21 protein-coding genes are annotated in these 24,727 nt (G+C 70.3%); 12 read left to right on the top strand and 9 right to left on the bottom strand.

The annotated features are described in order from the left end of the window. Positions 1–2 precede the first annotated feature (2 nt). The 6 genes from OG395_RS41210 to OG395_RS41185 form a co-directional block, all read right to left on the bottom strand. Positions 3–944 carry a GNAT family N-acetyltransferase gene (locus OG395_RS41210; RefSeq protein ID WP_327247464.1) on the bottom strand — a complete coding sequence of 314 codons (942 nt, stop codon included), beginning with the start codon at positions 942–944 and terminating at the stop codon, positions 3–5. Then, positions 941–3,076 carry a peptidase C14 gene (locus OG395_RS41205; protein WP_327247463.1) on the bottom strand — a complete coding sequence of 712 codons (2,136 nt, stop codon included), beginning with the start codon at positions 3,074–3,076 and terminating at the stop codon, positions 941–943. The genes OG395_RS41210 and OG395_RS41205 overlap by 4 nt, the downstream gene beginning before the upstream one ends. A gap of 76 nt (positions 3,077–3,152) precedes the next feature. Next, positions 3,153–3,992, bottom strand: coding sequence for an SDR family NAD(P)-dependent oxidoreductase (locus OG395_RS41200; RefSeq protein ID WP_327247462.1), 840 nt, complete (start codon positions 3,990–3,992; stop codon positions 3,153–3,155). Positions 3,993–4,182: 190 nt separating this feature from the next. Further along, positions 4,183–5,028, bottom strand: a complete 846-nt coding sequence (locus tag OG395_RS41195; protein WP_327247461.1) for an amidohydrolase family protein — start codon at positions 5,026–5,028, stop codon at positions 4,183–4,185. Further along, entirely contained in the window at positions 5,025–6,212 is a 1,188-nt protein-coding gene (locus tag OG395_RS41190) for a mandelate racemase/muconate lactonizing enzyme family protein (protein ID WP_327247460.1), read from the bottom strand. Before OG395_RS41190 ends, OG395_RS41195 begins: the two co-directional genes overlap by 4 nt. Further along, on the bottom strand, positions 6,212–7,579 hold the full coding sequence (locus OG395_RS41185; protein ID WP_327247459.1) for an aspartate aminotransferase family protein: 1,368 nt from the start codon (positions 7,577–7,579) through the stop codon (positions 6,212–6,214). The genes OG395_RS41190 and OG395_RS41185 overlap by 1 nt, the downstream gene beginning before the upstream one ends. Positions 7,580–7,871: 292 nt before the next feature. Between OG395_RS41185 and OG395_RS41180 the strand changes: the two genes are divergently transcribed. The 10 genes from OG395_RS41180 to OG395_RS41135 all read left to right on the top strand — a co-directional run bounded on the left by OG395_RS41180 (position 7,872) and on the right by OG395_RS41135 (position 19,841). Continuing rightward, entirely contained in the window at positions 7,872–8,720 is an 849-nt protein-coding gene (locus OG395_RS41180; RefSeq protein ID WP_327247458.1) for an IclR family transcriptional regulator, read from the top strand. 208 nt (positions 8,721–8,928) lie between these two features. Continuing rightward, positions 8,929–11,079, top strand: coding sequence for a peptidase C14 (locus tag OG395_RS41175; RefSeq protein WP_327247457.1), 2,151 nt, complete (start codon positions 8,929–8,931; stop codon positions 11,077–11,079). 41 nt (positions 11,080–11,120) lie between these two features. Then, positions 11,121–12,377 carry a Gfo/Idh/MocA family protein gene (locus tag OG395_RS41170; protein WP_327247456.1) on the top strand — a complete coding sequence of 419 codons (1,257 nt, stop codon included), beginning with the start codon at positions 11,121–11,123 and terminating at the stop codon, positions 12,375–12,377. Between the two features lie 47 nt (positions 12,378–12,424). Beyond that, a complete protein-coding gene (locus OG395_RS41165; RefSeq protein ID WP_327247455.1) occupies positions 12,425–13,681 on the top strand; it encodes an ABC transporter substrate-binding protein in 1,257 nt (418 codons plus the stop codon). Between the two features lie 308 nt (positions 13,682–13,989). Further along, positions 13,990–14,895, top strand: a complete 906-nt coding sequence (locus OG395_RS41160) for a carbohydrate ABC transporter permease (protein WP_266988015.1) — start codon at positions 13,990–13,992, stop codon at positions 14,893–14,895. Between the two features lie 2 nt (positions 14,896–14,897). Continuing rightward, positions 14,898–15,848: a carbohydrate ABC transporter permease gene (locus OG395_RS41155; RefSeq protein ID WP_442818645.1), complete on the top strand. Its 951-nt coding sequence runs from the start codon at positions 14,898–14,900 to the stop codon at positions 15,846–15,848. Between the two features lie 6 nt (positions 15,849–15,854). Then, entirely contained in the window at positions 15,855–16,883 is a 1,029-nt protein-coding gene (locus tag OG395_RS41150; protein WP_327247454.1) for an NAD-dependent epimerase/dehydratase family protein, read from the top strand. An 8-nt stretch (positions 16,884–16,891) separates the two neighbouring features. Continuing rightward, on the top strand, positions 16,892–17,953 hold the full coding sequence (locus OG395_RS41145) for a dihydrodipicolinate synthase family protein (RefSeq protein ID WP_327247453.1): 1,062 nt from the start codon (positions 16,892–16,894) through the stop codon (positions 17,951–17,953). Beyond that, positions 17,937–18,950, top strand: a complete 1,014-nt coding sequence (locus tag OG395_RS41140; RefSeq protein ID WP_327247452.1) for a hydroxyacid dehydrogenase — start codon at positions 17,937–17,939, stop codon at positions 18,948–18,950. The genes OG395_RS41145 and OG395_RS41140 overlap by 17 nt, the downstream gene beginning before the upstream one ends. A 42-nt stretch (positions 18,951–18,992) precedes the next feature. Next, complete coding sequence (locus OG395_RS41135; RefSeq protein ID WP_327247451.1) at positions 18,993–19,841, top strand: fumarylacetoacetate hydrolase family protein; 849 nt, start codon at positions 18,993–18,995, stop codon at positions 19,839–19,841. Between the two features lie 6 nt (positions 19,842–19,847). Here the strand turns inward: OG395_RS41135 and OG395_RS41130 are convergent, their stop codons facing one another. Next, positions 19,848–21,554: a flavin monoamine oxidase family protein gene (locus OG395_RS41130; protein ID WP_327247450.1), complete on the bottom strand. Its 1,707-nt coding sequence runs from the start codon at positions 21,552–21,554 to the stop codon at positions 19,848–19,850. 54 nt (positions 21,555–21,608) lie between these two features. Beyond that, complete coding sequence (locus OG395_RS41125; protein WP_327247449.1) at positions 21,609–22,406, bottom strand: carbon-nitrogen hydrolase family protein; 798 nt, start codon at positions 22,404–22,406, stop codon at positions 21,609–21,611. Between the two features lie 306 nt (positions 22,407–22,712). On the opposite strand from OG395_RS41125, the gene OG395_RS41120 reads away from it, so the two are divergent. Next, entirely contained in the window at positions 22,713–22,919 is a 207-nt protein-coding gene (locus tag OG395_RS41120; RefSeq protein WP_327247448.1) for a hypothetical protein, read from the top strand. Positions 22,920–22,934: 15 nt separating this feature from the next. Here OG395_RS41120 and OG395_RS41115 read toward each other — a convergent pair whose 3' ends face one another. Further along, positions 22,935–23,390, bottom strand: coding sequence for an Lrp/AsnC family transcriptional regulator (locus tag OG395_RS41115; protein WP_266987999.1), 456 nt, complete (start codon positions 23,388–23,390; stop codon positions 22,935–22,937). A 155-nt stretch (positions 23,391–23,545) separates the two neighbouring features. Here OG395_RS41115 and OG395_RS41110 point away from each other — a divergent pair, with 155 nt between their 5' ends. Next, positions 23,546–24,520 (top strand): GDSL-type esterase/lipase family protein, encoded by a 975-nt coding sequence (locus OG395_RS41110; protein WP_327247447.1) that lies wholly within the window; start codon positions 23,546–23,548, stop codon positions 24,518–24,520. Positions 24,521–24,727 lie beyond the last annotated feature (207 nt).

Below are 24,727 nucleotides of genomic sequence, written 5' to 3'. Positions count from 1 at the left end.
CCTCAGAAACTGTCGCCGTACCAGTGGACGGCTCCGGGCGCGGTGACCGTCGCCCGTACCGCCGCCGGGTCTGCCAGCAACGGTCGGGCCATGCCCACGTGCTCCTCCCCGGCCACCGCGTCGGTGAGCAGTCGAGGCAGGGCTGCCCGTACCTCGGCGGTGTCGGGGAGCCGGACGCGCGCGCGGGTCGGTCCGGTGTCACGGCTGCGCGCGGCGGCCGCCGCCAGCAGGTCGCCCAGGGCCTGGGGTGCCCGCGGGTCGACCGCGCATTCCCGTACCTCCAGGACCTGTTCGCCGTGGTGGGTGACGAGCATGGAGACGATCCTGTGGGAGTCGGGGTCCTCGGCGACCAGGGTGCGGTCGAGCGGCCCGTACCAGGCGGGGATGCGTACGGCCCATTCCTCGTCGGTCCGCACCGAGCTGAGCGGGCGGTGCGCGTCGTATGCCGCCCGGAGTGCGGCCAGGGCCGGGCCGTCGGCGGGTGTGGCGGTGCGGATACGGAACCGGCCGCCGGCCGGGGGGCCGCCCCGGGCGATCGCGCCCTCGGTGACGGGGCTGGGGAACTCCTGCCAGCCCGAGCCGCGGTAGACACCGGGCGTTCCGGTGAAGAGGAGCGACCAGGCGCACAGCTCCGCTGTCATGGTCCGTTCCGCCTCGACGAGCAGCCGACGGATGAGCCCCTGGCCGCGCGCCTCGGGCCGGGTGGCGACGCTGCCGAGGCCGCCCACCCGCTGCGGTACGCCGTGCGCGTCGCGGAGCTGCCTCGGTACGTAGACGACGACGGCGTCGATCCGTCCGTCCTGCTCCGCCACGAAGGTGCGGTGGTGCCGGTCCGGGTCGAGGGCGTACAGAGCGGGGAGGTGCGGGGCGACGAAGCACTCGCCCCAGAGTGCGGCCAGGGCGGGCTCGTCGGCCGGGGTCGCGGTCCGCAGAGTGGCGCTCACAGCGTCAGATTCCCTTCCGTGCGGACGGAGTTGCTGTCCTCCGGCATGGCCGTGCGCTTCGTGCCCTGCTCGACGCATGATGTGTGGAGCACGGACTCCATTACGCCCGGGGCGAGATGGAGCGTTCCGCCGGTGAATCGGCTGCCGGTCGCCGCGTAGTGGTTGGTGCCGTCCGCGATCCGGATGTGGGCGGTGCCGGAGTCCGTGGTGACGCTGGTGAGGGAGGAGATGTCCCAGGTCAGGGTGGCGTTGCCGGCGGCGCGGCCGAGGAGGGCCTTCGCCTTGTTGCTGCCGGTGAGGCGGGTCCCGCCGGTGACGGTGATCCGCTGGTCGCGTACGGCGCTGAGCTCGACGCCCGTGTTGTCGTATGTGCCGCCGTCGATCCGGAGGTCCGCCGACCCGATGAAGAGCGGGGCCGCGTTCTCGGCGCCGATGACGGTGCAGTCGGTGAGGTGGACGGGGCCGGCGCCGCGCAGGATCGCCCCGTCGACGCCCTTGAACGTGCAGCGCACGAAGTGGACCTGCGCGGTGACCGGGGTCTGGACGAGGACGGCGCCCGCGGGCAGCTCGAACGAGCAGTCGCTGATGACGGTCGGCCGGGTGGAGCGGGCGGAGCGCTGGGCCACGGCGAAGGTCCTGGCGGTGCAGCCACGCACCTGGGCACCGTCGGCGTTGACCGTGAGAGTGCCCGCCTGGTCGAAGGTCGGACGGGCGATCACCGTGATGTCTTCGAGCGTCAGATCGGTGATCTTGGTATTGGCGGTGAACCAGGAGCAGACGTGTCTGCGCACGGTGATCCGCTTGGCGGAAATACCCCATTGAGCACCGGAGTTGGCGATGTCCATCAAACCGGAGTTGCCGTCGAAGAGCAGATCGTGTTCGTACTGCCCGTGGGTGGTGAAGGGGTTGCCGCCCGCGTCGTCGCCGTCACCGTGGCAGTTCACGACGGTGCAGTAGGCGGAGGCGGTCAGGTCGTTGAGATGCCGGACATTGCTGGTCGTGCAGTCGGCGACCCGGCCGTAGAGGCAGTAGATCTGCTGGGTGAGATAGCCCGCGCCACCGTAGTCGACGGTGGGCGGGTTCTTCAGGGAGCACTCCTCGGTACGGAACCGGGTGCACCACCGGCGCATGACGACCGGCCAGAAGCTGCCGGTGGCGTGAATGCCGGAGACGTCGCAGCCGACGGCGTACTCGAAACTGACCGGGTGCGAGCCGGTGTACTCGTCGGGCCCCGCGCCCTCGAAGACGAGATTGCGGATGTGCGTGTTCAGGACCGGCTCGATGCGGGTCCAGGTGAGCCTGCGCCCCTCGGCGAGTTCCCAGCCGTTGAGGTAGCCGATCCGGATGTGCCCCGCGTCGACGATCTCGGTGATCTCGACCAGCTTCTGCAGCTCGCGCTCGTCACCGCCGCCGCCCGCGACCGGGTCGACCTGCACGGACCACCACTGGCCGACCTCGAACGCCGTGGCGTCCGGGACCGGAAAGGTGTCCGTGAGCTCGATGACCTTGCCGGACAGTGCGTGCTTGACCGTGGTGTCGGTGACGGTGCCGCGGAAGGAGAGGACGGCGCCGAAGGGGTTGTCGTGGGTGTTCTTCTCGATGCCGTCGGTGACCATGCGGTGGCCGCCGAAGTCGAGTTCTATGTGGGACCGGTTCCAGAGGTGGCGCTTGGTGAAGTGCAGGTCGGTGTGGGCCTCGATGCGGTGGACCGAGGTGTCGGCGATCATCGCGTCGAGGGCGGCGTCGGCCGGTTTTTCGGTGTCGAAGTGTCCGAAGGTACGGAAGTCGACGGTCCCGTTGTGGAGTTGGATCCAGCGGCCGGGTTTTCCGCCGGCGGGTGCGATCACGGTGCCGCCGTTGTGGGCCGTGTCGGACTTCTTGTCCCAGCGCACGGCCATCGCGCCGCCGTCGCCCGGGGCGTGGTAGCCGGCGACCAGGACCTGGGCGCCGTTCTCGAACGGTGTCGTGTTCAGCGCGCGCAACTCGTCGACCGTGTCGACACGCTGCACATCGCCGGCGTGCGCCGGTGCGGCCTGCGCCGAGCCGGTGGCCACGGCCGAACCGGCCATGACCAGACCGGCAAGACCCGAAGCCCTCAGCAGCGTGCGGCGTGACGATGCATTGACGGACATGGCGGAGGTGCTCCTCGCGTTGTCGATGCGTGCGTGATGCGTGATCGGTTGGGTACGTGATACGTGCGCGACGGCATCAGATGGTGTTGCGGTACGGCGGCATGAACCGCATGCGCGGCATCTGGTCGGCCAGCACTCCCCCGTCGACGACCAGACGCGCACCGGTCAGGTAGGCCCCGGCGTCCGACGCGAGGAGCAGCAGCGCGCCCACGCACTCGTCGGGCTGCGCATAGCGGCCGAGCGGGATCCGCTCGCGGTACGCGGACTCGAATGCCTCCCGGTCGAACGGGAACTCCCCGTCGATGGGCGTCTCGACCATGCCGGGGGCCAGGGAGTTGGCGGTGATGCCGTGCGGGGCGAGCTCGACCGCCAGGGTCTCGGTGAGCAGTTGGGCGGCGGCCTTGGAGGCGTTGTAGTGAGCCAGGCCCGCCTCCGCCACCAGGGCGTTCTTCGACGTGATGGTGATGATGCGGCCCGCGACACCGTCAGCCGTCATGTGTTCGGCGATGCGCTGGCTGAGGAAGAAGACCGCGTCGACGTTGACCCGCATGATGTGCGACCAGCTCGCGGGGGTGATCTCGTTGAAGCGCTCCAGCGCCGCCGTGCCCGCGTTGTTGACCAGGATGTGCAGCGGTCCGGTCTCGGCACGTACGGCATCGACGAAGCCGGCCAGGGCCTCGATGTCGGCAAGGTCCTGCCCATAGGTCCAGGACCTCCGTCCGAGCGCTTCGACGGCCGCGGCCGTCTCCGCGACACCGTCGGCGCCGGGCAGGTCGACGAGGACCACATCGGCGCCGGCCTCGGCGAGCCCGACGGCGAAGGACCGGCCCAGGCCGCGGGCGGCTCCGGTGACGACCGCGGTGCGGCCGGTGAGGTCGAAGCGGTCGGTACCGCGGGGCGGGACGGCTGCGGTCATGGCGGGATTCCTTCTGGCGGGGTGGTACGGAGAGGTGGGCCGCCGCACCGCACCAGGGGGGTGAATTGTGCGGCGGCCCGGCTGCCGGACGACGGCCGGGGAATGGGGGAAGACCCCGGTGTCGTACCGGCAGGATCACGGGAACGGCGGGTGGTGCCGTTCGGTCCCGGTGGATCGGGGGGCTGCGGGATCAGCCGTTCAGTCCCAGCAGGTCCAGCGACGGCCGGTGGATGATCTCTTCCACCGCGTCCACGTCGAGCGGCGGCAGTCCGGGGATGCCGGGGATGCGGGCGATCTCCCGCAGCCCCTTCACCGAGTCGTCGACCGTCGTGAACGGGTAGTCGCTGCCGAACATCAGTTTGTCGAAGACCCCGTAGTCCTGGACCAGCCGGAGACTGTGCCAGAGCTGGAAGGGCCGGTAGTGCAGGGCGCTGATGTCCGCGTACACATGCGGGTGCTTGCGGATGACGGCGATGCACTCGCCCTCGAACGGGTGGCCCAGGTGGGCGAGGACCATCCGTAGTTCCGGGTGGCGGATGGCGACCGCGTCCAGGTGGCGGGGCATCGCCCATTCCAGCGGGGCGTTCGAGACGAACGTGGTGCCGGTGTGGACGAGGAGCGGCAGGCCGTGCCGTTCGGCGTACCCGTACAGCTCGTCGTACTCCTCTGCCGCGGGGTCGAAGCCCGCGTACATCGGCATCAGTTTGATGCCGCGCAGGCCGAGCTCCTGATGGCCGTAGCGGAGTTCGTCCTGCCAGCCGGGCTGGGTGGGGTCGAGCGAGAGGTAGCCGATCAGCCGGTCGGGGTGTGCTCCCGCGTACGAGGCCACGGCGGCGTCGTCGACCCAGAGTCCGCTGCGGCGGGCCTTGCCGCCGACGACGATCGTACGGGTGCCCTCCGGTGCGGTGGCGGCGTACTCCTCCCACTTCACCGTCAGGTCGACCTCCCCCGCGTGGGCGCGGGCCGAGTCGGACTTGAAAGGGTCGGTGAAGTCGTGGCTGTGCCGGAAGAGATGGGAGTGGACGTCGACGATCATGTCCGGTTCCGCTTCTCCCAGCCGTCCGCGAACATGTTCCAGAAGCGGTGGCTGGGTGGGTGTTCCTCGAAGACCTCGTCGACGAGTTCGACGCCGATCCCGGGGGCGGTCGGCAGGCCGATGCGGCCGTCGACGATCGGGAGTGTGCCCTTGAGGGCGTCGAAGACGTACGGCTCGAGGAGCCCGTCGAAGGTTTCGAGGATCTTGAGGTTGGGGATTCCGAGCGTCGCGTGCACCGAGACCGTGGTGCAGAGCGGCGAGTTGGAGTTGTGCGGGGCGACGAGCATGCCGTGGGTATCGGCGATCGCGGCGAGCTTCCGTACCTCGGTGAAGCCGCCGGCCATGGAGAGGTCGGGCTGAATGATGTCGACGGCGTTCGTCGCGAAGAGCTGCTTGTACTCGTAGCGGTTGTGGAAGTGCTCGCCGCCGGAGATCGGGAAGGCGGCGCGCTGCCGCAGTTCCGCGTACCGCTCGATGTGGGTCCAGGGCATCGGCTCCTCGAACCAGCCGATGTCGAACGGCTCCAGCTCGCGGACCAGCCGGGCGGCGGTCGGCATGGCGAACCGGGCATGGCCCTCGATGAACAGGTCGACATCCCGTCCGACGGCCTCGCGGACCGCGGCGACGAGGTCGATGGAGCGGCGCAGCTCGGCACGCTCCAGCTCGTGGAGTCCGGGGCCGAACGGATCGAACTTCAGGGCGGTGAAGCCCTTCGCCACGGTCTCCTTCGCCTTGGCCGCGAAGGTCTCGGGCTCGCGCTCGCCGGTGTACCAGCCGTTGGCGTAGACGCGTACCGTGTCGCGGCAGGCGCCTCCGGTCAGGCGGTACGCGGGCACGCCGAGCGCCTTGCCCATCAGGTCGTACATCGCCTGGTCGAGGCCGGACAGGGCGATGCCGCCCATGTCGCCGCCGCGCAGGAAGTCGCCCTGGTAGACGCGGAGCCAGAGCTCCTCGATGTCGAACGGGTCGGCGCCGATGAGATGGCGCCGGGCGAGGGCCTCGGTGAGGGCGCAGACCTCACCGACCCGGTAGGGGTGGGTGATCTCGCCGATGCCGGAGAGGCCCTCGTCGGTGTGGACCCGGACGTAGCCGAAGTCGCGCCAGGAGGTGCCCAGCATCAGGGTCTCGACCCGGGTGATCCGTCCGGCGGGGCCGGCGGGGCGGGTGCGGTTCACGGTAAGCATCAGCGGGCTCCGCCCATGGTGGAGGTGTTCTCGAGGTCGCGGGCGCCGCCCTCGGCGAGGACGGCCTTGACGGCGGCCTCGGTGCCCTCGATGAGGCGGTCGACGTCGGCGTCGGTGTGGGCGTAGCTGATGTGGCTGCGCTTGAGGTTGAGCGGCAGCTCGAACAGGCCGTGGTCGAGGAGCCTCCGGCGGTAGCCGACGAACAGCGAGGCGTCGTTGTCGAGCAGGTCGGCGTAGGTACGGGGGGTCTCGCCCGGCATGAAGTAGCTGACGAAGACGGATCCGTAGCCGGTGACGACGGCCGGGACCCCGAGGCGCTCGTACAGTCCGGTCAGCTCGGTGCGGACGCGGTCACCGAGCCGGAAGACGTGCTCGTGGACCGGCTCCTCGCGGAGCTTGCGCAGGGTGGCGAGGGCGGCTGCGACGACGGACGGGTGTCCGTTGTACGTGCCGGCGAAGAAGGCGGGGGCGCCGGGGCGCGTGGAGAAGAGGTCCATCAGGTCGGCGCGGCCGCCGATCGCGCCGACGGGGGCGCCGTTGGCGATGGCCTTGCCGAGGGTGGTGAGGTCCGGGGTGACGCCGGAGATCTTCTGCCAGCCGCCGATGTCGTGGCGGAAGCCGGTGATGACCTCGTCGAAGATCAGGACGCTGCCGGCCTTCGTGGTCTCCTCGCGCAGGGTGGTGAGGAACTCCTGGAACGGCAGGAGCGCGCCGACGTTGTGCGGGACAGGCTCGACGATGACGGCGGCGATGTCGGAGCCGTGCTCGGCGAAGGTGCGGCGGACGGCGTCGCTGTCGTTGAACGGCAGGACGAGGGTGGCCTCGAGGACCTCGGGAAGGATGCCGGTGGAGATCGGGTCGTGGCCGCCGACCATCGAAGGGGCGGAGATGACGTTGAGGCTGACCGAGTCGTGCCAGCCGTGGTAGCAGCCCTGGAACTTGACGACGAGACGGCGGCCGGTGGCGGCGCGGGAGACGCGCAGCGCGTGGAACGTTGCCTCGCTGCCGGTGCTGGTGAGGAGGACCTTCTCGATCGACGGGATCAGCTCGGTGAGCTGTTCGGCGAGGAGAATCTCGCCTTCGGTGACGCCGACGCCCATGTGGCCGAGCGTGGCGCCGGCCTCTGCGGCGGCGCGGGCCACGTCGGGGTCGTTGTGGCCGAGCAGCGGCGGGCCGAACGCCGAGTGGAAGTCGGTGTATTCGCGTCCGTCGGCGGTACGGAACCGTGCGCCGTCGGTCCCGGTGACGACCAGGTCGGTCAGTCCGGGAACGCTGCGCTGACCGCTGTTCACGCCGCCGGGTACGACCTGGCGGGCGCGCTCGGCGAGTCGGGCTCCGGATTCGTTGCCTACCGGGCCTGAACTCATATCGCTTGCTCCTTGCGTCGAGAGTCGTCGGTTTTCGCAGGCCCTGCCCGGCCTGTGAGTCCCTGGCGCCATCCGCCCGGCAGTCGCCGCAGGAAGTGGTGGTCCGTGGTGCGTGTTTCTCCGGTGTTTCGATTTTTCCGAACGCTGTTCTGTAGAGCAGAACAGTGCCTGGATATTACGTCCGACCCCGGTACCGGTCAACCCCTTTCCGGCTCCGAAAGGCCCATCCCAGGCGGGTTCACCCCGCAGAAGGGGTCCACTCGGTCCGGGTGAGGGACTAGGCTGTTCTGCTATGACGAACAGTGCTGCCCCAGAAGAACCGAAGTACTGGGTCAAGAGCGTGGCCAGGGCAGCGGACATCCTCGAAGCGCTGGCCGCCCCCGCACAGGGGAACGGCCTGAGCGTCACGGAGGTCGGCCAGGCCTGCTCCATCTCCAAGAGCGCCGCCTTCGGCATGCTCCAGACCCTGCGTGCGTACGGCCTCGTCTCGGACGACGGCGAAGGCATGAACCGCCGCTACCGGCTCGGCATGAGCCTGGCCAGGCTCGGCGACCGCGCACGGTCCCAGGTGTCCCTGCGCGGGGTCGCCCACCCCGTACTCACGGAACTGACCAGGACGACCGGCATGGCCTCCCGGCTCGCCGTGCCCGAGGACGGACACGCGGTCGTCGTGGACCAGGTCGAGCTCGATCAGCGCGTCCGGCTCGATCTGCGGATGGGGCAGCGCGAGCTGCCGCACTGCACGGGCCTGGGCAAGGCACTGCTCTCGGCGGTGCCGCAGGGCGAGGCCGCCGCGGTGATCGAGCGGTTCGGACTGCCCCGGCGCACCTCCCGCACCATCACCGACCCGGCCACCTTCCTGTCACATCTGCGCGACATCGCCCGGGTCGGCTACGCCCTGGACGACGAGGAGGACGCCGAGGGCATCATCTGCATCGGCGCGCCGGTCTTCGACGACCGTTCGGTCTGCGCGGGGGCCATCAGCATCACCGGGCTCAAGCTCGGCCTGCCGGCCTGGCGCTACCAGGAACTGGGCGGTCAGGTCCGGGACGCGGCGCGGCGGATCAGCGTCTCGCTGGGCTGGGTCGCCGAGGCGGACAGCTCGACGGACGCCGAGCATTCCGACGGAATCAGGTCTTGACCAATCGGCTCCATCGGCCGTAGGTTCCCTGCCAACCCCGATGACATTCAGACGACATCGGCGTTTTACCCCTTCCGGTCCGCTTCCGACGCCTGCCCATCGCGTCGTGAACAGTTGATGGCCGGACCTTTTTCAGCCATCCGCCTCATGGCAGTCCACCGCAGGAACGCTCCCTCATTTTCGGCACTTCTCGGAAGGCGAAGTCCGCATGAGCGTTCCGCACCACCACACCCCTGCCCAGTCCCGCCGCACGCTGCTGAGGGCTTCGGGTCTTGCCGGTCTGGTCATGGCCGGTTCGGCCGTGGCCACCGGTTCGGCGCAGGCCGCACCGGCGCACGCCGGCGATGTGCAGCGTGTCGACACGGTCGACGAGTTGCGCGCGCTGAACACGACACCGTTCGAGAACGGCGCCCAGGTCCTGGTCGCCGGCTACCACGCCCCGGGCGACGGCGGCGCGATGGCCGTGCGCTGGGACAAGAAGTCCGACACGGCCCACAACGGCGGCACCGTGATCGCACCCGCCGGCGGAAAACCCGGCCGCTGGATCCAACTCCACAACGGGACCGTCGACTTCCGTACCTTCGGGCACTTCGACACCGAAAAACCGGCCGACGCCGCCCTCGACGCGATGATCGCCGACACCTCGGTCCACCGCATCGAGGCCCACACCGACCTGCACTTCACCAAGCGCCACCTCTGGAACCGGTCCCACATAGAACTCGACTTCGGCGGCCACCGCATGGTCACCGACGGCATCGAGAAGAACACCCACGACAACCCCTTCGGCGCCGTCCTCTCCTTCCGCGGCACCGTCACCGACACCGTGCACACCCACACCCTGGGTGCGGCGATGCCGGACCTCTCCGATCTCTTCGAAGTCGGCGACTCCGGGAAGTTCGCCGTCGGCCAGTGGTGGGCCGTGGAGATCAACGCCCTGTCGGGGAAGTACGAGAAGGAGATCCAGCGGCTCGTCCAGGTCACCGATGTCGTCGACGCGGCGCACATCCGGGTCAACTACCAGATCGGCTGGGACCTCGCAGCCGGCCGGACGCTCACCTGGACCCGGATCGAGCCCGTCGACCGCGCCCATGTCCGCAACCTCGTCTTCGAGGGCTGGGGCGAGGACGAGATGACCGGCTCGCACCCGGTCGCCTACGAGTACGCGGTGCGGTGCGACGTCTCCGGAATCGAGGCCGTCGGCACGTTCTGGCCGCTGGTGATGCGCCGCTGGTGCACGTACTACCGCACCGAGCAGTGCTCGCTGACCAACCCGAAGTCCGTCACCTACGGCGGCGCGGGCTATCTGACCCAGCAGATCTACTGCCTGTACGGGCATGTCGAGGACTGTCACACCTCCAACGCCCGCCATCTCAACGACTTCACGGCCTCCGCCTACTGCTATGTCACCAACTGCCACGGCGACGGCGACGACGAGGGACCGTTCGTGACGCACGGTCAGTTCGAGCACGACCTCGTCTACACGGGTAATTCCGGTCTGATGACGTTCGCCAACTCGGGCGCCGCCTGGGGCGGCCGGGCCAAGCGGATCACCGTACGCCGCCATGCCTGTTCCTGGTTCGTCGCCCGGGTGAAGATCACCGATCTGACGCTCGAAGACGTTCTGGTCATCGGCAAGAAGTCGCTCTCCGGCTCCGGAATGCTCTGGGTCAACGCCGACGGCGTGCAGCTGCGCGGGTGCACGGCGAGCGGGCCCCTGATCATCTCCCAGGCGTCCACGCTCTCCGCCCGGCCCAATGTGATCGCCGACTCGGCGTTCACGTTCGCGGCGGGCGCCGAGGTCACCCAGGCCAATGTGGCCGCCCCGGTCACCCTCGCACGGACGACGCTGAACGGTGTCGACGGCGCGGTGTTCAACGGCGCGGGGCCGCTCGTCCTCGACCAGTGCACCCTCACCGGCTCCAAGGACACCGCGCCCGTCTCGCTCGCGCACACCGACATCACCGTGACCGGCGGCGAACTCCGCAACACCGGGCTGAAGTTGACCTCGGCCAAGGATCAGCGGCTGCGGATCGACGGCGCCCGGATCAACGGCACCAACAAGGACGGCGCGCTGCTGTCCCGTACCGGCAGCGGCCGCACCGTCGACTGGCAGCTGTCCGGTCTCGACTCGACCGCACCCAAGGGCACCGCCCATGTGCTGGTCACCGAGGGCCCCAACCGCTACCGGGCGACCGGCTCCACCTTCACGGGCGGCCGGCTCGAACTGCGGCCCGCGGCCTTCACCGGCTCCGGAAGCCATCTGCTGCACACCGGCTGCATCGAGGACGGCACCGAGCGCACCGCGCTGCCGGACGAGGGCGGCCGCGTCACCCACACCGCGGCCACGCTGCGGTTCTGACCGCACCACCGAACCCACCCACTGAGTCCCAGGGAACCCCCGTGTCCACGCATCCCCCGATCACCGGCCGGCCCGTCCGGGTCGCGCTCGTCGGCGCCGGCAACCGCGGTCTGACGTACGCCGAGTGGATCAAGGCGCACCCCGACCGCGCCGAACTCGTCGCCGTCGCCGACCCGCGCCCCACGGCGCGTGCCGCGGCGGGCGCGCCCGTGGAGTTCGACGACTGGCGGCCGCTCGTCGAGAACCGCATCGCGGACGCCGTCATCGTCGCCACCCAGGACCGCTTCCATGCGGAGCCGGTGCTGGCCCTCGCCGAGGCCGGCTACGCGATCCTCGCCGAGAAGCCGCTCGCCCCGACCGAGGACGAGACCCGGAAGATCGTCGAGGGCGTCGAGCGGGCCGGGGTGCTCTTCGCGGTCTGCCACGTCATGCGCTACACGCCCTACACCGACCTGGTGAAGGAGGTCGTGGACTCCGGCGTGCTCGGGCAGCTGGTCTCCCTCGACCATCTGGAACCGGTCGGCTGGTGGCACTACGCCCACAGTTACGTACGCGGTCCCTGGCGCAGCGAGAAGGACTCGTCGCCGATGCTGCTCGCCAAGTCGTGCCACGACCTGGACTGGATCACGTACATCATGGGCGGCCGGATCGAGCAGGTCACCGGCTTCGGCGGGCTGAAGCACTTCCGGCCGGAGAACGCCCCGGCCGGGTCCGCCGACCGCTGTCTCGACTGCGCGGTGGAGTCCGACTGCCCGTACAGCGCGCTGAAGCTGTACATGCCGACGCTGCGCGAGAAGGGCGCGGTCTGGCCGGTCACCCATGTCACCGAGGCGACCGACGAGGCCGGGCTGGTGCAGGCGCTGCGCGAGGGTCCGTACGGCGTCTGCGCGTACCGCAGCGACAACGACGTGGTCGACCACCAGGTGCTCGCCATGCAGCTGTCGGGCGGAGTGACCGCCACCTTCCAGATGGTGGCGTTCACCGAGCAGACCCATCGGCAGACCCGCATCTTCGGCTCGCACGGCTGGCTGCGCGGTGACGGCGAACGCGTCACCGTGCAGGACTTCCGTACCGGCGAAACGACTGTCCACGAACTCGGCGTATCCGGTTCGAACGCCGCCGATGGGCACGGGGGTGGAGACGCCGCGCTGGTCGAGGCGTTCGTCACCGCCGTGGCCACCGGTGATGCCGGGGCCGTCCGCTCCGGTCCCGCCACGTCGCTCGGCAGCCATCTCGCGGCGTTCGCCGCCGAGCGCGCCCGGCACACCGGCACCGTCCAGTCGGTGCCGGCCAAGTGACACCCCCTCACCCCCGCCCCACCCTCACGTCCTCGGAGGACCACCTCATGTCCCGTCTCCTCACCCGCCGTTCCAGAGTCCGTGCCGTGGCCGCCCCCGTCCTGGCCACCGCGCTCGCCGCCGGTGTGCTGGCCGGCTGTTCCGGCAGCGGCAGCGACGACAACACCGTCACCATGTGGACCTACCCGGTCATCTTCGACGAGGCCAAGAACAAGGCGTACTGGGACGGCCTGGTCAAGGCGTTCGAGAAGAAGCACTCCGGCGTCACGGTGAAGGTGGAGACCTTCCCGTGGGCCAACCGCGACACCGCGCTGGCCACGGCGATCGCCTCCGGCAAGGGCCCGGACGCCGTCTACCTGATCCCGGACCAGCTGCCGAAGTACGCCAAGAGCATCGTCCCGGCCGACGACTACATGCCGGCCGACGCCAAGTCGGACTACACGGACTTCGCGCTGAAGTCCGTCACGGTCGACGGCAAGGCGCTCGCCAGCCCGATCCTGACCAGCGCCAACCCGCTGATCTGCGACAAGCGGGTGTTCGCCGCGATCGGCGAGAAGACCTACCCGACGAGCTGGGCGGAGCTGGAGGCGCTGGCGCCGAAGCTCAAGAAGAAGGGCTACTACGCCACCAGCTACAGCGGCGACACCCAGCAGACGCTGAACATGACGTTCTACCCGCTGCTGTGGCAGGCGGGCGGCGACGTCTTCTCCGAGGACGGCAGGACGGTCACCTTCAACGACGCGGCCGGGGTCAAGGCCCTGACGTACCTGAAGAAGCTCGTCGACGGCGGCTACACCGACAAGGACCTGGTCACGACCACGCCGAAGCTGGAGCAGACACCGGTCGCCAAGGGCAAGGTGGCGTGCACCTGGCAGAACACCCCGGCGGACGTCGAGCCCTTCTGGGGCAAGGAGAACATCGTCGTCCAGCCGCCGTTGAAGGAGGCCGAGTCGATCGGTTACGGCACCGTGGGCGCACTGTCCATGCTGAAGGGCGCCGACAAGAAGAACACCGGCGACTGGCTGAACTTCGTCGCCGAGTCGCAGAACGCGGCCGGTCTGCAGAAGGCCGCGGGCTACTTCCCGGCCCGTAAGTCCGGCGGCGACCTGTACCCGGACGACGCGCTCCAGACGGCGGTCGGCACGACTCTGCCGAGCATGACCGTGGGTCCGCTGCACGACAAGGCCCGCGAGGTCCAGGGCGTGCTCGCGCCGGAGATCCAGGCGGCGCTGCTGGGCAAGAAGAGCCCGCAGGAGGCGCTGAACGCGGCGCAGAAGGCGGCGCAGGGAATGCTCGGCCGCTGAGCCGTGACGGGCGGGGGCCGGCCGGCGCCCGCCCGTCACCACGGGGCGCGGCGCTCCGCACCGAAGCCCCGCCGGGAGTCCGGAGCCACGAACCCGGACCCCCGGCGGACACCCCCACTCCACCGGCGCGGGCCCGCAGAGCTCGCCCGGCACCCCGTACAACACTCAGCCGGACCCCCCGCCCGGGGCCCGGGCGTACACCCCGCATCACCGGTACGGTTCCGCGCCACCGCGCGCGGAACACCCGCGCAGCCCCCCGCAGGGGCCTCGCACCCACCGCAATTCCCTCGTCCCGCAAGGAGATCCCCGTGGCAGTCGTCGCGGAACCCACCCGCCGGGGCCGTCGCAGCGGGCCGCAGGCGCGCCGCGAGGCCCGGATCGGCCTGCTCTTCGTCCTTCCGTGTTTCCTGCTGTTCCTCGCCTTCCGGTTCGGTCCCGGCGTGGCCGGTGTGCTGATGAGCTTCACCGACTACTCCCTGACCGGCGGCGGCAGCTTCATCGGGCTCGACAACTTCACCCGTCTCTGGGACGACCCGCTGTTCTGGCAGGCGCTGAAGGTCACCGTCCTCTACACCGTCCTCGCCGTGCCCGGCACGCTCATCGCGTCCGTGTCCCTGGCGCTGATCACCCGCCGTGCGTTCCGCGGCGCCAGGTTCTTCCGTTCGGTGTTCTTCCTTCCGGTCGTCACCTCGCTGGTGCTGGCCGCGACCGTCTTCGTCTGGATCTTCTCGACCGGCGGCCCGTGGTCGACCCTGATGGGCTGGTTCGGGATGTCCGAGGGCTCCTGGCTCTCCGACGACGTCCTCGTCCTGCCCGCGCTCGCGATCGTCGGCGTCTGGTCCCGCTTCGGTTACGGGATGCTGATCCTCCTCGCCCGGATGCAGGACATCCCCCGGGAACTGGAGGAAGCCGCGCTCACCGACGGCGCGGGCCCCTGGCAGCGCTTCCGGTACATCGTGCTGCCGCAGCTCAAACCCGCTCTGTTCTTCCTCGCCGTGATCGAGACGACGGCCTCGTTCCAGGTCTTCGACGCCGTCTACACCATGACGGGCGGCGGGCCCGCCAACGCCAGCTACACGCTCGTCTTCCAGCTCTACGACGCGGGCTTCAAGTACTTCGACCTGGGTTACGCCTCCGCCATCGGCGTCGCACTGTTCGTGCTGACGGTGGTGGTCGCCGTGATCCAGCGGCTCGTGATCGGGAAGGACCAGTGACCATGACCGCAACACCCGTGGAGACCGAGAAGAAGGCGCCCGCACCCCAGGCGCCCGCCGGACCCGACCGGGCCGCCCGCCGCGCCGAACGCAAGCTGCGCAAACTGTCCGAGCAGGACACCGTCCCGCACGGCATGCGCGCCACCCCGGCCGGCCGGATCGCCCGCGGCTTGCTGCTGACGGCGGCCGCGATCGTGACGATCTTCCCCTTCTACGCGATGGTCGTGCTCTCCCTGAAGCCGTCCGCGGCGGTCGAGTTCCCCGGCAGCCTGCTGCCCTGGCCGCTGACCGGTGAGGCGTACGACACCGTCATGAACGCCCAGGACGTGCCGCGCTGGCTGGTCAACACCCTGGTCTACTCCGTCGTCTCGGTCGTCGGTGTGCTGCTGCTCGCCTCGCTCGCCGGGTACGCCTTCGCCAAGAAGCGCTTCCCCGGCCGGGAGACCATGTTCTGGTCGTTCCTGTCGATGGTGATGGTCCCCTACCACGTCACGATGATCCCGACCTTCGCGATGATCGCGAAGCTCGGCGGAGTCGACACGTACTGGGGCCTGATCGTGCCGACCCTGGCCAACGCCCAGGCTGTTTTCCTCATGCGGCAGTTCATCCAGGGACTGCCCGACGAACTCTTCGAAGCGGCACGCCTCGACGGCTGCAACGAGTGGCAGATCTTCCACAGGATCGTGCTGCCGCTGCTGAAGCCGATCCTCGCCACGCTCGGCGTGTTCGTCTTCCTGTGGCACTGGAACGACTTCCTCTGGCCGCTCGTCATCGGCCAGTCCACCGACATGCGCACCCTCACCGTCGGCATCGCCTCGCTCCAGCAGCAGAACGTGCCGCTCAATGTGGTGCTCTCCGGCTCCGTCATCGCGTTCGTGCCCATCTTCGCCGCGTACATGGTGGGCCAGCGCTACTTCACCGAGGGCGTCACCGCGTCCGGAATCAAGGGATAGCCACGCATGTTCACCGATGAGGCCGCTCTCGAAGAGCGGCTCGCCACCCCCTCCCCCGCGCTCGTCGCCGACCTCGGCCGCCTCGAAGGCGATCTGCTGGTCCTCGGCGCGGGCGGCAAGATGGGCCCCAGTCTGTGCCGGCTGGCCCGGCGTGCGCTGGACGCCGCCGGCCGTACGGACACCACGGTGTACGCCGTGTCCCGCTGGTCGGACACGTCCGCCGCCGAGGAACTCGAGGGAGCAGGGGTCCGTACCGTCGCCTTCGATCTGATGGACCCGGCCGCCGATCTGGCGGAGCTGCCCGACGCCGGGAACGTCGTCTTCATGGTCGGCGCCAAGTTCGGCTCGGCCGGGGCGCCTTCGCACGCCTGGGCGGTGAACGCCGCCATGCCGGACCGGGTGGCACGCCGCTGGTCCGACTCGCGGATCGCGGCGTTCTCCACCGGCAATGTGTACCCGCTGGTGCCCGTCTCCTCCGGCGGCTGCACCGAGACCGACCCGGTCGGGCCGGTCGGCGAGTACGCCATGTCCTGCCTGGGCCGTGAGCGGATCTTCGACCACTCCGCGCTGACCCGCGGCACGTCGGTCGCCACCATCCGCCTCAACTACGCGGTGGACCTGCGCTACGGCGTTCTCGCCGACATCGCCTACCGCGTGCAGGCGGGCGAGCCCGTGGATGTGACGACCGGTCATGCGAACGTGGTGTGGCAGGGGTACGCCAACGAGGTCGCGCTGCGCTCGCTGCTGCATGCCACCGACGGCCAGGCGTTCACGCTCAACCTCACCGGCCCCGAGACCGCTTCGGTACGCCGGATCGCCGAGTGGTTCGGCACCGAGTTCGGCCGGGAGCCGGTGTTCGAGGGCGAGGAAGCATCGACGGCGCTGCTCTCCGACGCCAGCCGCTGTCATGCTCTCTTCGGCTACCCGGACGTCACCCTGCGCACGCTCGTCGAGTGGCAGGCCGACTGGCTGCGCCGCGGGCTGCCGCTGTCCGGCAAGCCCACCAAGTTCCAGGTCCGTGACGGAAGGTTCTGATCCACTCCATGTCCACTCCCTCCACCGCGGCCGCGGCCACGCCCTCCCTCGACGCGCTCGCCCGGGGGGCGGTGATCCCCGCCCACCCGCTCGCACTGCACGCCGACGGTACGTTCGACGAGCGGCGTCAGCGTGCGCTGACCCGCTACTACCTGGCGTCCGGTGCCGGTGGTGTCGCCGTCGCCGTGCACACCACCCAGTTCGAGATCCGGGAGCCCGAGGTCGGTCTCCTGAGGCCGGTACTCGAACTCGCCGCCGAGACCATCGACGCCGAGGCGGGCCGCCCCTTCATCAAGGTCGCCGGCGCCTGCGGCTACACCGCGCAGGCCGTCGCCGAGGCCGAGACCGCCGCCGCGCTCGGCTATGACGCCGTGCTGCTCAGCCCGGCCGTGCCGGGCGCCGACGAGAAGGGTCTGCTGGAGCGGGCCCGCGCGGTCGGCGAGGTGCTGCCCGTGATCGGCTTCTACCTCCAGGAGGCCGTCGGCGGGCGCTATCTCTCCCCGGCCTTCTGGTCGGCCTTCACCGATCTGCCGTCCACGGTCGCCGTGAAGGTCGCTCCGTTCGACCGGTACCGCACCGCGGATGTCGTGCGGGCGGTGGCCGCCGCCGACCGCGCCGACGAGGTGGCGCTCTACACCGGCAACGACGACGACATCATCGGTGACCTGCTCACCCCGTACGAGACGGCGAACGGCACGCGGCGCTGGTTCGCGGGCGGGCTCCTCGGCCAGTGGGCCGTATGGACCAGCTCCGCCGCCACCCTCCTCGACGACGTCCGCGCGGCCCGCGCCGGCGACCACGCGGCAACGGTGCGCTGCCTGGCCCGCCGCTCCGAGCTGACGGACGCCAACAGCGCGGTCTTCGATGTCCGCGGCGCGTTCCGCGGCTGCATCGCAGGCGTGCACGAAGTGCTGCGCCGACAGGGCCTGTTGGCGAACATCCGATGCCTGGACCCGGCCGAGACGCTCTCGCCGGGGCAGGCGGACGAGATCACCCGGGTGGCCACGGCCTACCCCTGGCTGACCGATGACGCCTTCGTTGCGGAGCACCTCGATGCCTGGCTCTCCTGACCGCCCCCGGGTCGTCGTCGCCGTACCGCCCCAGCTGCGCGCCCAGTTCTTCACCGGCGCGGTCTGGCAGGAGCTGGCACGGGCGGCGGAACTGACCGTCCTCGACGAGCACTCCGACCGGGCGGCGGTGGCAGCGGCGCTGCCCGGCGCCCGGGCGCTGATCCTCTCCTGGCGCGCCCCGAAGGTCGACGCCGAACTCCTGGCGGCGGCCGACCGGTTGGAGCTGGTGGCACACACCGGCTCGGCCGTCACCCCGTACGTCACCGAAGAGGTGTTCCGGCGCGGGATCCGTGTCACCCAGGCCGGGGACGAGATGGCCCGGCCGGTCGCCGAGGTCGCGCTCGCCTTCACCCTGTCGCTGCTCCACCGCATCCAGCGCTTCGACCACGCGCTGCGGGGCGGCGCCGAGTGGGCGGCGGCGAGCGAGGCCCCGCCGCGCCACGAGATCCACGGCAGCGACATCGGGGTGATCGGCGCGTCACGTACCGGGCGGGCGTACATCGCGATGGTGCAGGCGATGGGCGCGCGGGTCTCCGTCACCGACCCGTTCCTGTCCGAGGCGGACGCCAGGACGCTCGGCGTGCAGTCCGTCCCCCTGGACACACTGCTGTCGCGCAGCCGGATCGTGGCCGTGCACGCGCCGGTGACGGAGGAGACCCATCGGATGATCGGCGCCGTACAGCTGGCGCTGATGCCGGACGGGGCGGGCCTGGTGAACACGGCCAGGTCGTGGCTGGTCGACGAGGACGCGCTGCTCGCCGAGTTGCAGTCGGGCCGGCTCGATGCGGCGATCGATGTGTTCGACGCCGAGCCGCTGCCGTCGGACCACCCGTTCCGCGCCCTGCCGAATGTGCTGCTGACCCCGCATCAGGCAGCGGGCAGTGTCGAGTGCCGGCAGCGGCTCGGCGCCAGTGCGGTCGGCGAGGTGCTGCGGCTGCTCGCGGGGCAGCCCCCGGCCCATGCGGTCACCGTCGACGCCCTGACCCGCCTGCACTGATCCACCGCGTCGTTCCCCTTACCCCTCAGGAGAGTTCACCCCATGCGACTGATGCGCATCGGCGAGCCGGGCCATGAGCGTCCGGTCCTCGTCCGCCCCGAAGGCCGCCACTACGACCTGTCGGGCGTCACCGACGACATCGACGGCGTGTTCCTCGCCGCGCTCACCGAGAAGCCGAACCTGATCCCCGCCGAGTCGAAGCTCCCGGAGACCGACATCACCGGGCAGCGGGTCGGCGCGCCCGTCGCCCGTCCGCACGCGCTGCTCTGCATCGGCCAGAACTACGCGGCCCATGCCGCGGAGTCCGGGTCCGAGCCGCCCGAGCAGCCGATCCTCTTCTACAAGTCGCCGAACACGATCGTCGGCCCGTACGACGAGGTCCTCATCCCGCGCGGTTCGAAGAAGACCGACTGGGAGGTGGAGCTGGCCGTCGTCATCGGCCGCCGCGCCGCCTACCTCGACTCGCCGGCCGACGCCGCCTCGTACATCGCCGGTTACGCCGTCAGCAACGACGTCTCGGAGCGCGCCTTCCAGCTGGAGGAGTCGGGTGGCCAGTGGTCCAAGGGCAAGAGCTGTGCCACGTTCAACCCGCTGGGGCCGGTGCTGGTGACGGCCGACGAGGTCGGCGACCCGCAGCAGCTAAGGCTGCGCAGTTACGTCAACGGGGAGCCGCGACAGGACTCCGGCACCGCGGACATGATCTTCAGCGTGGCGCATCTGGTGCACCACCTGTCGCAGTATCTGGTGCTGGAGCCCGGGGACATCATCAACACCGGTACGCCGCAGGGCGTGGCGCTGTCCGGCCGCTTCCCGTACCTGGGACCGGACGATGTGATGGAGGTCGAGATCTCCGGCCTGGGCCGGCAGCGCAGCGTCTGCCGGCCCGCGTAACGCCGCTCAGTCCTCCGGGAGTTCGACCGGGGCGATGTCGTCGAAGACATCGCCGGGGCCGGGGTTCGTCGCGTCCGTGGCACCGCCGAAGTGGTTCATCACACCCCATACGGCGTTGAGCGCGGTCTGCACGGCGCCCTCGGCCCACCCGGCCGTCCAGGAGATGTCGTCGCCCGCGAGGAAGAGTCCCCGCTTGTCGGCGGGCAGCCGGTCCTGCATGAAGTGGGTGAACAGCCGCCGCTGGTAGCGGTAGTGGCCCGGCAGGTTGGCCTTGAACGCGCCCATGAAGTAGGGCTCGTTCTCCCAGGAGACGGTCACCGGGTTGCCGATGATGTGCTTCCTGATGTCGACGTTCGGGTAGATCTCGCCGAGCGACTTCAGCATCACTTCCATGCGCTCGTTCGGGGAGAGCGGCAGCCACTTCAGGCTGTCGTCGCACCAGGTGTACGAGAGACAGATGACGGCCGGTTTGTCCGGCCCGTCGTCGAGAAGGTACGTGCCCCGCGTCATCCGGTCGGTGAGCGTCATCGACATGGTGTCGCGCCCGGTGGGAACCCCCCTGCCGTCGACGGCCTTGTCCAGCCAGAACGGCCGGTCGACGGGCACGAACAGCTTCGACGACTCCATGTAGTGGGTCCGCTCCATCGCCGTCCAGTGGTCGATGGGGAACAGCTCGTCGTCGCAGGCGATCTTGGAGAGCAGCAGCCAGGACTGCCCCGTGAAGATCGCCGCCCGGAAGGTGCGGATGTCGCCGGTCGCGTCGGTGACGGTGATCCGGTTCCCGGCGGTGCGGTGCAGCCGGGTCACGGCGGGACGGGGCTCCCCCTCGTGCAGCGAGGACAGCGAGGTACCGAGCGGCCAGTGCACGATCTTCTGCGGCTCGCGGTCCCAGAGCCGCAGCGGGAGCTGCTGGCTGCCGCCGACGATGCCGCGGTGGTGGTCGTCGGCCTCGGTGTAGACGACCCGCAGGATCTCCAGGATGGAGTTGGGGAAGTCGGTGTCCCAGCCGCCGGTGCCGAACCCGACCTGGCCGAAGATCTCGCGGTGCCGGAACGACTTGAAGGCGTCGGAGGCGCAGAGGAAGCCGTAGAAGGTCTGGTTGTCGAGCTTCTCGACGAGCTTCGCCCAGATCTCGCGGATCCGCGGGACGTCGCGCTCGCGCATCGCCCGGTTCATGTCGGAGAAGTCGGCGCCCTCCTCCAGGCAGGCGTTCCAGGCGTCCATCACGTCACGGTAGACCTGCGGCAGGTCGTCGATCGTCTCCGCGTAGTGCGACTCGCCCTTGAGGTCGACGACGGTCGACGGGGTGGTCGGCGCGAGCGGGTTGGGGAACGGGCTGGTCTCCAGGCCCACCAGGTCGATGTAGTGCTGCAGCGCGGTGGACGACGGCGGGAAGCGCATCGCCCCCATCTCGGCGGTCAGCGAGGGGTCGCACCCGTCGAAGCCGACCGTACGCAGCCGGCCACCTATCCGGTCCGCCTCGTAGACGACGGGCTTGAGGCCCATCTTCATCAGTTCGTACGCCGCCACGATGCCGGAGAGCCCGCCACCGATGACCGCCACCTCGGCGCCATGCTCGGTCGCCGGTATCTGCCCCAGCCCCGCGGGGTGCGCCAGGAAGTCGTCGTACGCGTAGGGGAAGTCCGGACCGAACATGGTGATCGGTGGCTGCGCGTCGGTGTGCTGGACGGCGTTGGGCACCGTGGACGTCATGGGGTGGGGACTCCTTGCGAGGGCAGTGGAAGAGACGAGAGGGGCGCGGTGGGCTCAGACGAGGGAGCCGTACAGACCGGGGCGGCGGTCGCGCAGATACGGGTTGGCGGCGCGGGACGCGCTCAGGAACTCCGGGTCGACCTCGCCGATCACGAGCTCCTCGCCACGTCCGGCGCGGGTGCGGACCGTGCCGTCGGGGCCGGCCAGACAGCTCAGCCCGACGAACTCGAACTCGCCTTCCGGACCGGTCCTGTTGACGTACGCGACATACATCTGGTTCTCGAAGGCGCGGACCGGCACGACGGACTCGGGGACGAACTGGAAGGGGTGCATCTGCGCGGTCGGCACCAGCAGCAGATCGGTGGCGGCGAGGGCGTGCGCCCGTACGTTCTCGGGGAACTCGACGTCGTAACAGATCATGATCCCGATGCGTACGCCGTCCAGTTCGGTCTGGACGACGGTCTGCTCGCCGGGGGTGAACCACTGCTGCTCGAAGCAGCCGAAGAGATGGGTCTTGCGGTAGTTGGCGAGCCGGGTGCCGTCGGGGCCGATCAATTGCGCGGAGTTGAAGATCAGCTCGTCCGCGCGCTCCGGGTACCCGTAGAGGACCGCGAGCCCGTGCCGTACGGCGATGGAGGCGACGGTCTGCGAGGAGGCGCCGTCGGCGGGCTCGGCCAGCAGGGGTACGTCGTCGCCGATGGCGTACCCGGTCAGGAACAGCTCGGGGCAGACGAGCAGTCGCGCCCCGGCGGCTGCCGCACGCTCTGCCGCCTCGTCGAGGGTCTTGATGTTCTCGGCCACCGAGCCCGGACGTCCGGAGCTCTGGAGCAGGGCGGTGCGCAACGGCGGCATGGCTGACCTCGGGCAGTGCGGGCGGGGCGGGGACGTATAGACGGTACGGGCCGGTAATCCGGCCGGACAAGGCGCGAGTGTTGCGCGCCGACCGTCGATCCATTGCGCAATTCGCCGGTCCGGCGGTGATTCGTTGCGTGGAACGTCTCCGCAGGTCACAGGGGTGATATCGGTCTCGGGTCGGAGTGGGTTCCCGCCGCGCGACGGAGAGCGGACGGGGACCTGGGTGCGATGTGCGGCGGCGCTCCCGCCAAAAGAGTGGGAGCCGTCCGGGCGACTCCCGCTCCGCCTTGCGGAAGGCCTGTCATGATCCGCATCGCGCACATCCGCACCCGGCTCGCCGCGATCGCAGCGGCGCTGCTGATCACAGCGGGCGCCTCCGGCTCGGCAGCGGCGCTCGGCGACTGGGCCCCCGGAACTGCGAGGGCAACGGGAAGCGGCAGCCCTGACCGGTACGGCGAAGCTGTACCGCCCGGCCGGGGCTGGCACCCGCAGTACGAGCAGAAGAGCTGACGCCCGCCCGGCGGATCAGCCTGGCGTCCCCGAGGAGTACCGCCGCAGCAGCGGCGACAGCACCAACACGGACTTGGTTCGCTCCACATAGGGCTCGCCCGCGATCCGCTCCAGCACCTGCTCGAAGTGGCGCATGTCGGCGGCGAAGACCTGGACGATCGCGTCGGCCTCCCCGGTGACCGTGGAGGCCGAAGCGATCTCGGGGTAGCGCGCCAGACCGCTCTTGATCGCTTCCGGGGAGGTGTTGCGGCTGCAGTAGATCTCGATGAAACCCTCGGTCTCCCAGCCGAGCGCCGCCGGGTCCACCCGCACGGTGAATCCGGTGATGGCCCCCTCCGCACGCAACCGGTCGACCCGGCGTTTCACCGCGGGCGCGGACAGGCCGATGATCGCGCCGATGTCGGCGTAGGAGCGGCGGGCGTCCTCGGCGAGGGCGTGGACGATGCGTTCGTCGAGATCGTTCAGTCGCACTTCAGGTGGATCACTTCTCTGCGATGGCCGGTCGGGGCGTCGGCAGCACGGTGCCGCAACCGAAGTAGAACACGTGGTGGTGGGCGGGGCCGTACGGACGTCGGCGCGGTGCAACGGGGTAGGGGTGGAGTGCGTACCCGGCGAATGGAGCTCCGATGACCTGGCTCGACCCCGACCCCTTCCTGCGAGGTGTCGCCTGGCGGGACGGCGTGTGCCCGGTCCGGGCCGACCCGGCCGATCTGGCGCGGCTGCCGTGGGACACCGCGGAGCGGGCGCTGCTGCCGACCGGGGTCCGGCTGGAGTTCCTGGCTCCGGGAGCGCGTGCGGTGGAGATCCGTTACCGCGCCGCGGCCCGGGGCGCGGCGGACGGCCGGGCCGGGCTCTTCGCGCTGTGGCAGGGCGGGCAGTGTGTGGCGGAGGTCCTCGCCGGGCCCGCCGAGGAGGCCGTCACCGTGATCGGACTCCCGCCGGGGAAAGGCCCGTTCACCGTCCATCCGCCGGAGACTCTGGCCCCGGCGATCCTGGGGCTGCGGGCGGTGGGCGGGGCCCTGCTGCCCGCCCCGGCGCGGCCGCGGTGGGTGGTCCACGGGGACTCGATCACCGAGGGCTGGTGGTCGACGCGCCCCGCCCACGCCTGGCCCGCGGTGGCGGGCCGCGCGCTGGGCCTCGACCCGGTCAACCTGGGGTACGCGGGTTCGGCACGCGGGGAGTTGTGCGTCGCCGAGCAGATCGCCGGGCTCCCGGCCGATCTGCTGACGCTGGCCTTCGGTACGAACTGCTGGTCGTCGGTACCCTTCTCGGCGCCGCTGCTGTACGAGACGGTGCGCGCCTTCGTCACCCTGATGCGCGCGGGCCACCCGGGGACGCCGATCCTGCTGGTCTCCCCGCTCCTGCGCCCGGACGCGGAGGACACCCCGAACGCCCTCGGAGCCACGCTGTCCGAGCTGCGGACGGCGCTGGAGCGGGCCGGCGCGAGCCTCGTCCGGGCGGGGGACGCCCGGCTGTCGGTGCTGCCGGGGCGGGATGTCCTGGGCCCGGAACACCTGGTGGACGGCCTCCACCCGGACGACAGCGGCCACGCCCTGCTGGCGGCGGCGGTCGCAGATGCCCTCACCCCGTACGTCCCCTGACAACGGAGAAAGCCCGGGCCGCTGTTGCGGCCCGGGCGCAGCCCTCGTGAACGACCCTGCGGGTGAGCGCACCCAGGGCCCTCGTGTCGATCATGCTGGCCCCGCGGGGTCCGGCGCGCACATCTGCGGCGTTGTCGTCGGTCGCCGACCCCCATGGCCCTCAAGCCCTCAAGCCCTCAAGTCATGGGGGACACCCTTCGCGTGGGC

The organism is Streptomyces sp. NBC_01320 (genome assembly GCF_035974375.1).
GTDB lineage: Bacteria > Actinomycetota > Actinomycetes > Streptomycetales > Streptomycetaceae > Streptomyces > Streptomyces yanii.
The sequence above is the reverse complement of the archived record's forward strand: the minus strand, read 5'-3'. Positions and strand labels throughout refer to the sequence as shown.

What these genes read in the sequence shown, in the direction of transcription:
- OG395_RS41125 (WP_327247449.1), bottom strand. Translation starts at nt 22,406, where the DNA reads ATGCCGCCGTTGCGCACCGCCCTGCTCCAGAGCTCCGGACGTCCGGGC.
- OG395_RS41195 (WP_327247461.1), bottom strand. Translation starts at nt 5,028, where the DNA reads ATGATCGTCGACGTCCACTCCCATCTCTTCCGGCACAGCCACGACTTC.
- OG395_RS41185 (WP_327247459.1), bottom strand. Translation starts at nt 7,579, where the DNA reads ATGAGTTCAGGCCCGGTAGGCAACGAATCCGGAGCCCGACTCGCCGAG.
- OG395_RS41180 (WP_327247458.1), top strand. Translation starts at nt 7,872, where the DNA reads ATGACGAACAGTGCTGCCCCAGAAGAACCGAAGTACTGGGTCAAGAGC.
- OG395_RS41205 (WP_327247463.1), bottom strand. Translation starts at nt 3,076, where the DNA reads ATGTCCGTCAATGCATCGTCACGCCGCACGCTGCTGAGGGCTTCGGGT.
- OG395_RS41150 (WP_327247454.1), top strand. Translation starts at nt 15,855, where the DNA reads ATGTTCACCGATGAGGCCGCTCTCGAAGAGCGGCTCGCCACCCCCTCC.
- OG395_RS41190 (WP_327247460.1), bottom strand. Translation starts at nt 6,212, where the DNA reads ATGCTTACCGTGAACCGCACCCGCCCCGCCGGCCCCGCCGGACGGATC.
- OG395_RS41130 (WP_327247450.1), bottom strand. Translation starts at nt 21,554, where the DNA reads ATGACGTCCACGGTGCCCAACGCCGTCCAGCACACCGACGCGCAGCCA.
- OG395_RS41165 (WP_327247455.1), top strand. Translation starts at nt 12,425, where the DNA reads ATGTCCCGTCTCCTCACCCGCCGTTCCAGAGTCCGTGCCGTGGCCGCC.
- OG395_RS41145 (WP_327247453.1), top strand. Translation starts at nt 16,892, where the DNA reads ATGTCCACTCCCTCCACCGCGGCCGCGGCCACGCCCTCCCTCGACGCG.
- OG395_RS41135 (WP_327247451.1), top strand. Translation starts at nt 18,993, where the DNA reads ATGCGACTGATGCGCATCGGCGAGCCGGGCCATGAGCGTCCGGTCCTC.
- OG395_RS41120 (WP_327247448.1), top strand. Translation starts at nt 22,713, where the DNA reads ATGATCCGCATCGCGCACATCCGCACCCGGCTCGCCGCGATCGCAGCG.
- OG395_RS41140 (WP_327247452.1), top strand. Translation starts at nt 17,937, where the DNA reads ATGCCTGGCTCTCCTGACCGCCCCCGGGTCGTCGTCGCCGTACCGCCC.
- OG395_RS41110 (WP_327247447.1), top strand. Translation starts at nt 23,546, where the DNA reads ATGACCTGGCTCGACCCCGACCCCTTCCTGCGAGGTGTCGCCTGGCGG.
- OG395_RS41175 (WP_327247457.1), top strand. Translation starts at nt 8,929, where the DNA reads ATGAGCGTTCCGCACCACCACACCCCTGCCCAGTCCCGCCGCACGCTG.
- OG395_RS41155 (WP_442818645.1), top strand. Translation starts at nt 14,898, where the DNA reads ATGACCGCAACACCCGTGGAGACCGAGAAGAAGGCGCCCGCACCCCAG.
- OG395_RS41200 (WP_327247462.1), bottom strand. Translation starts at nt 3,992, where the DNA reads ATGACCGCAGCCGTCCCGCCCCGCGGTACCGACCGCTTCGACCTCACC.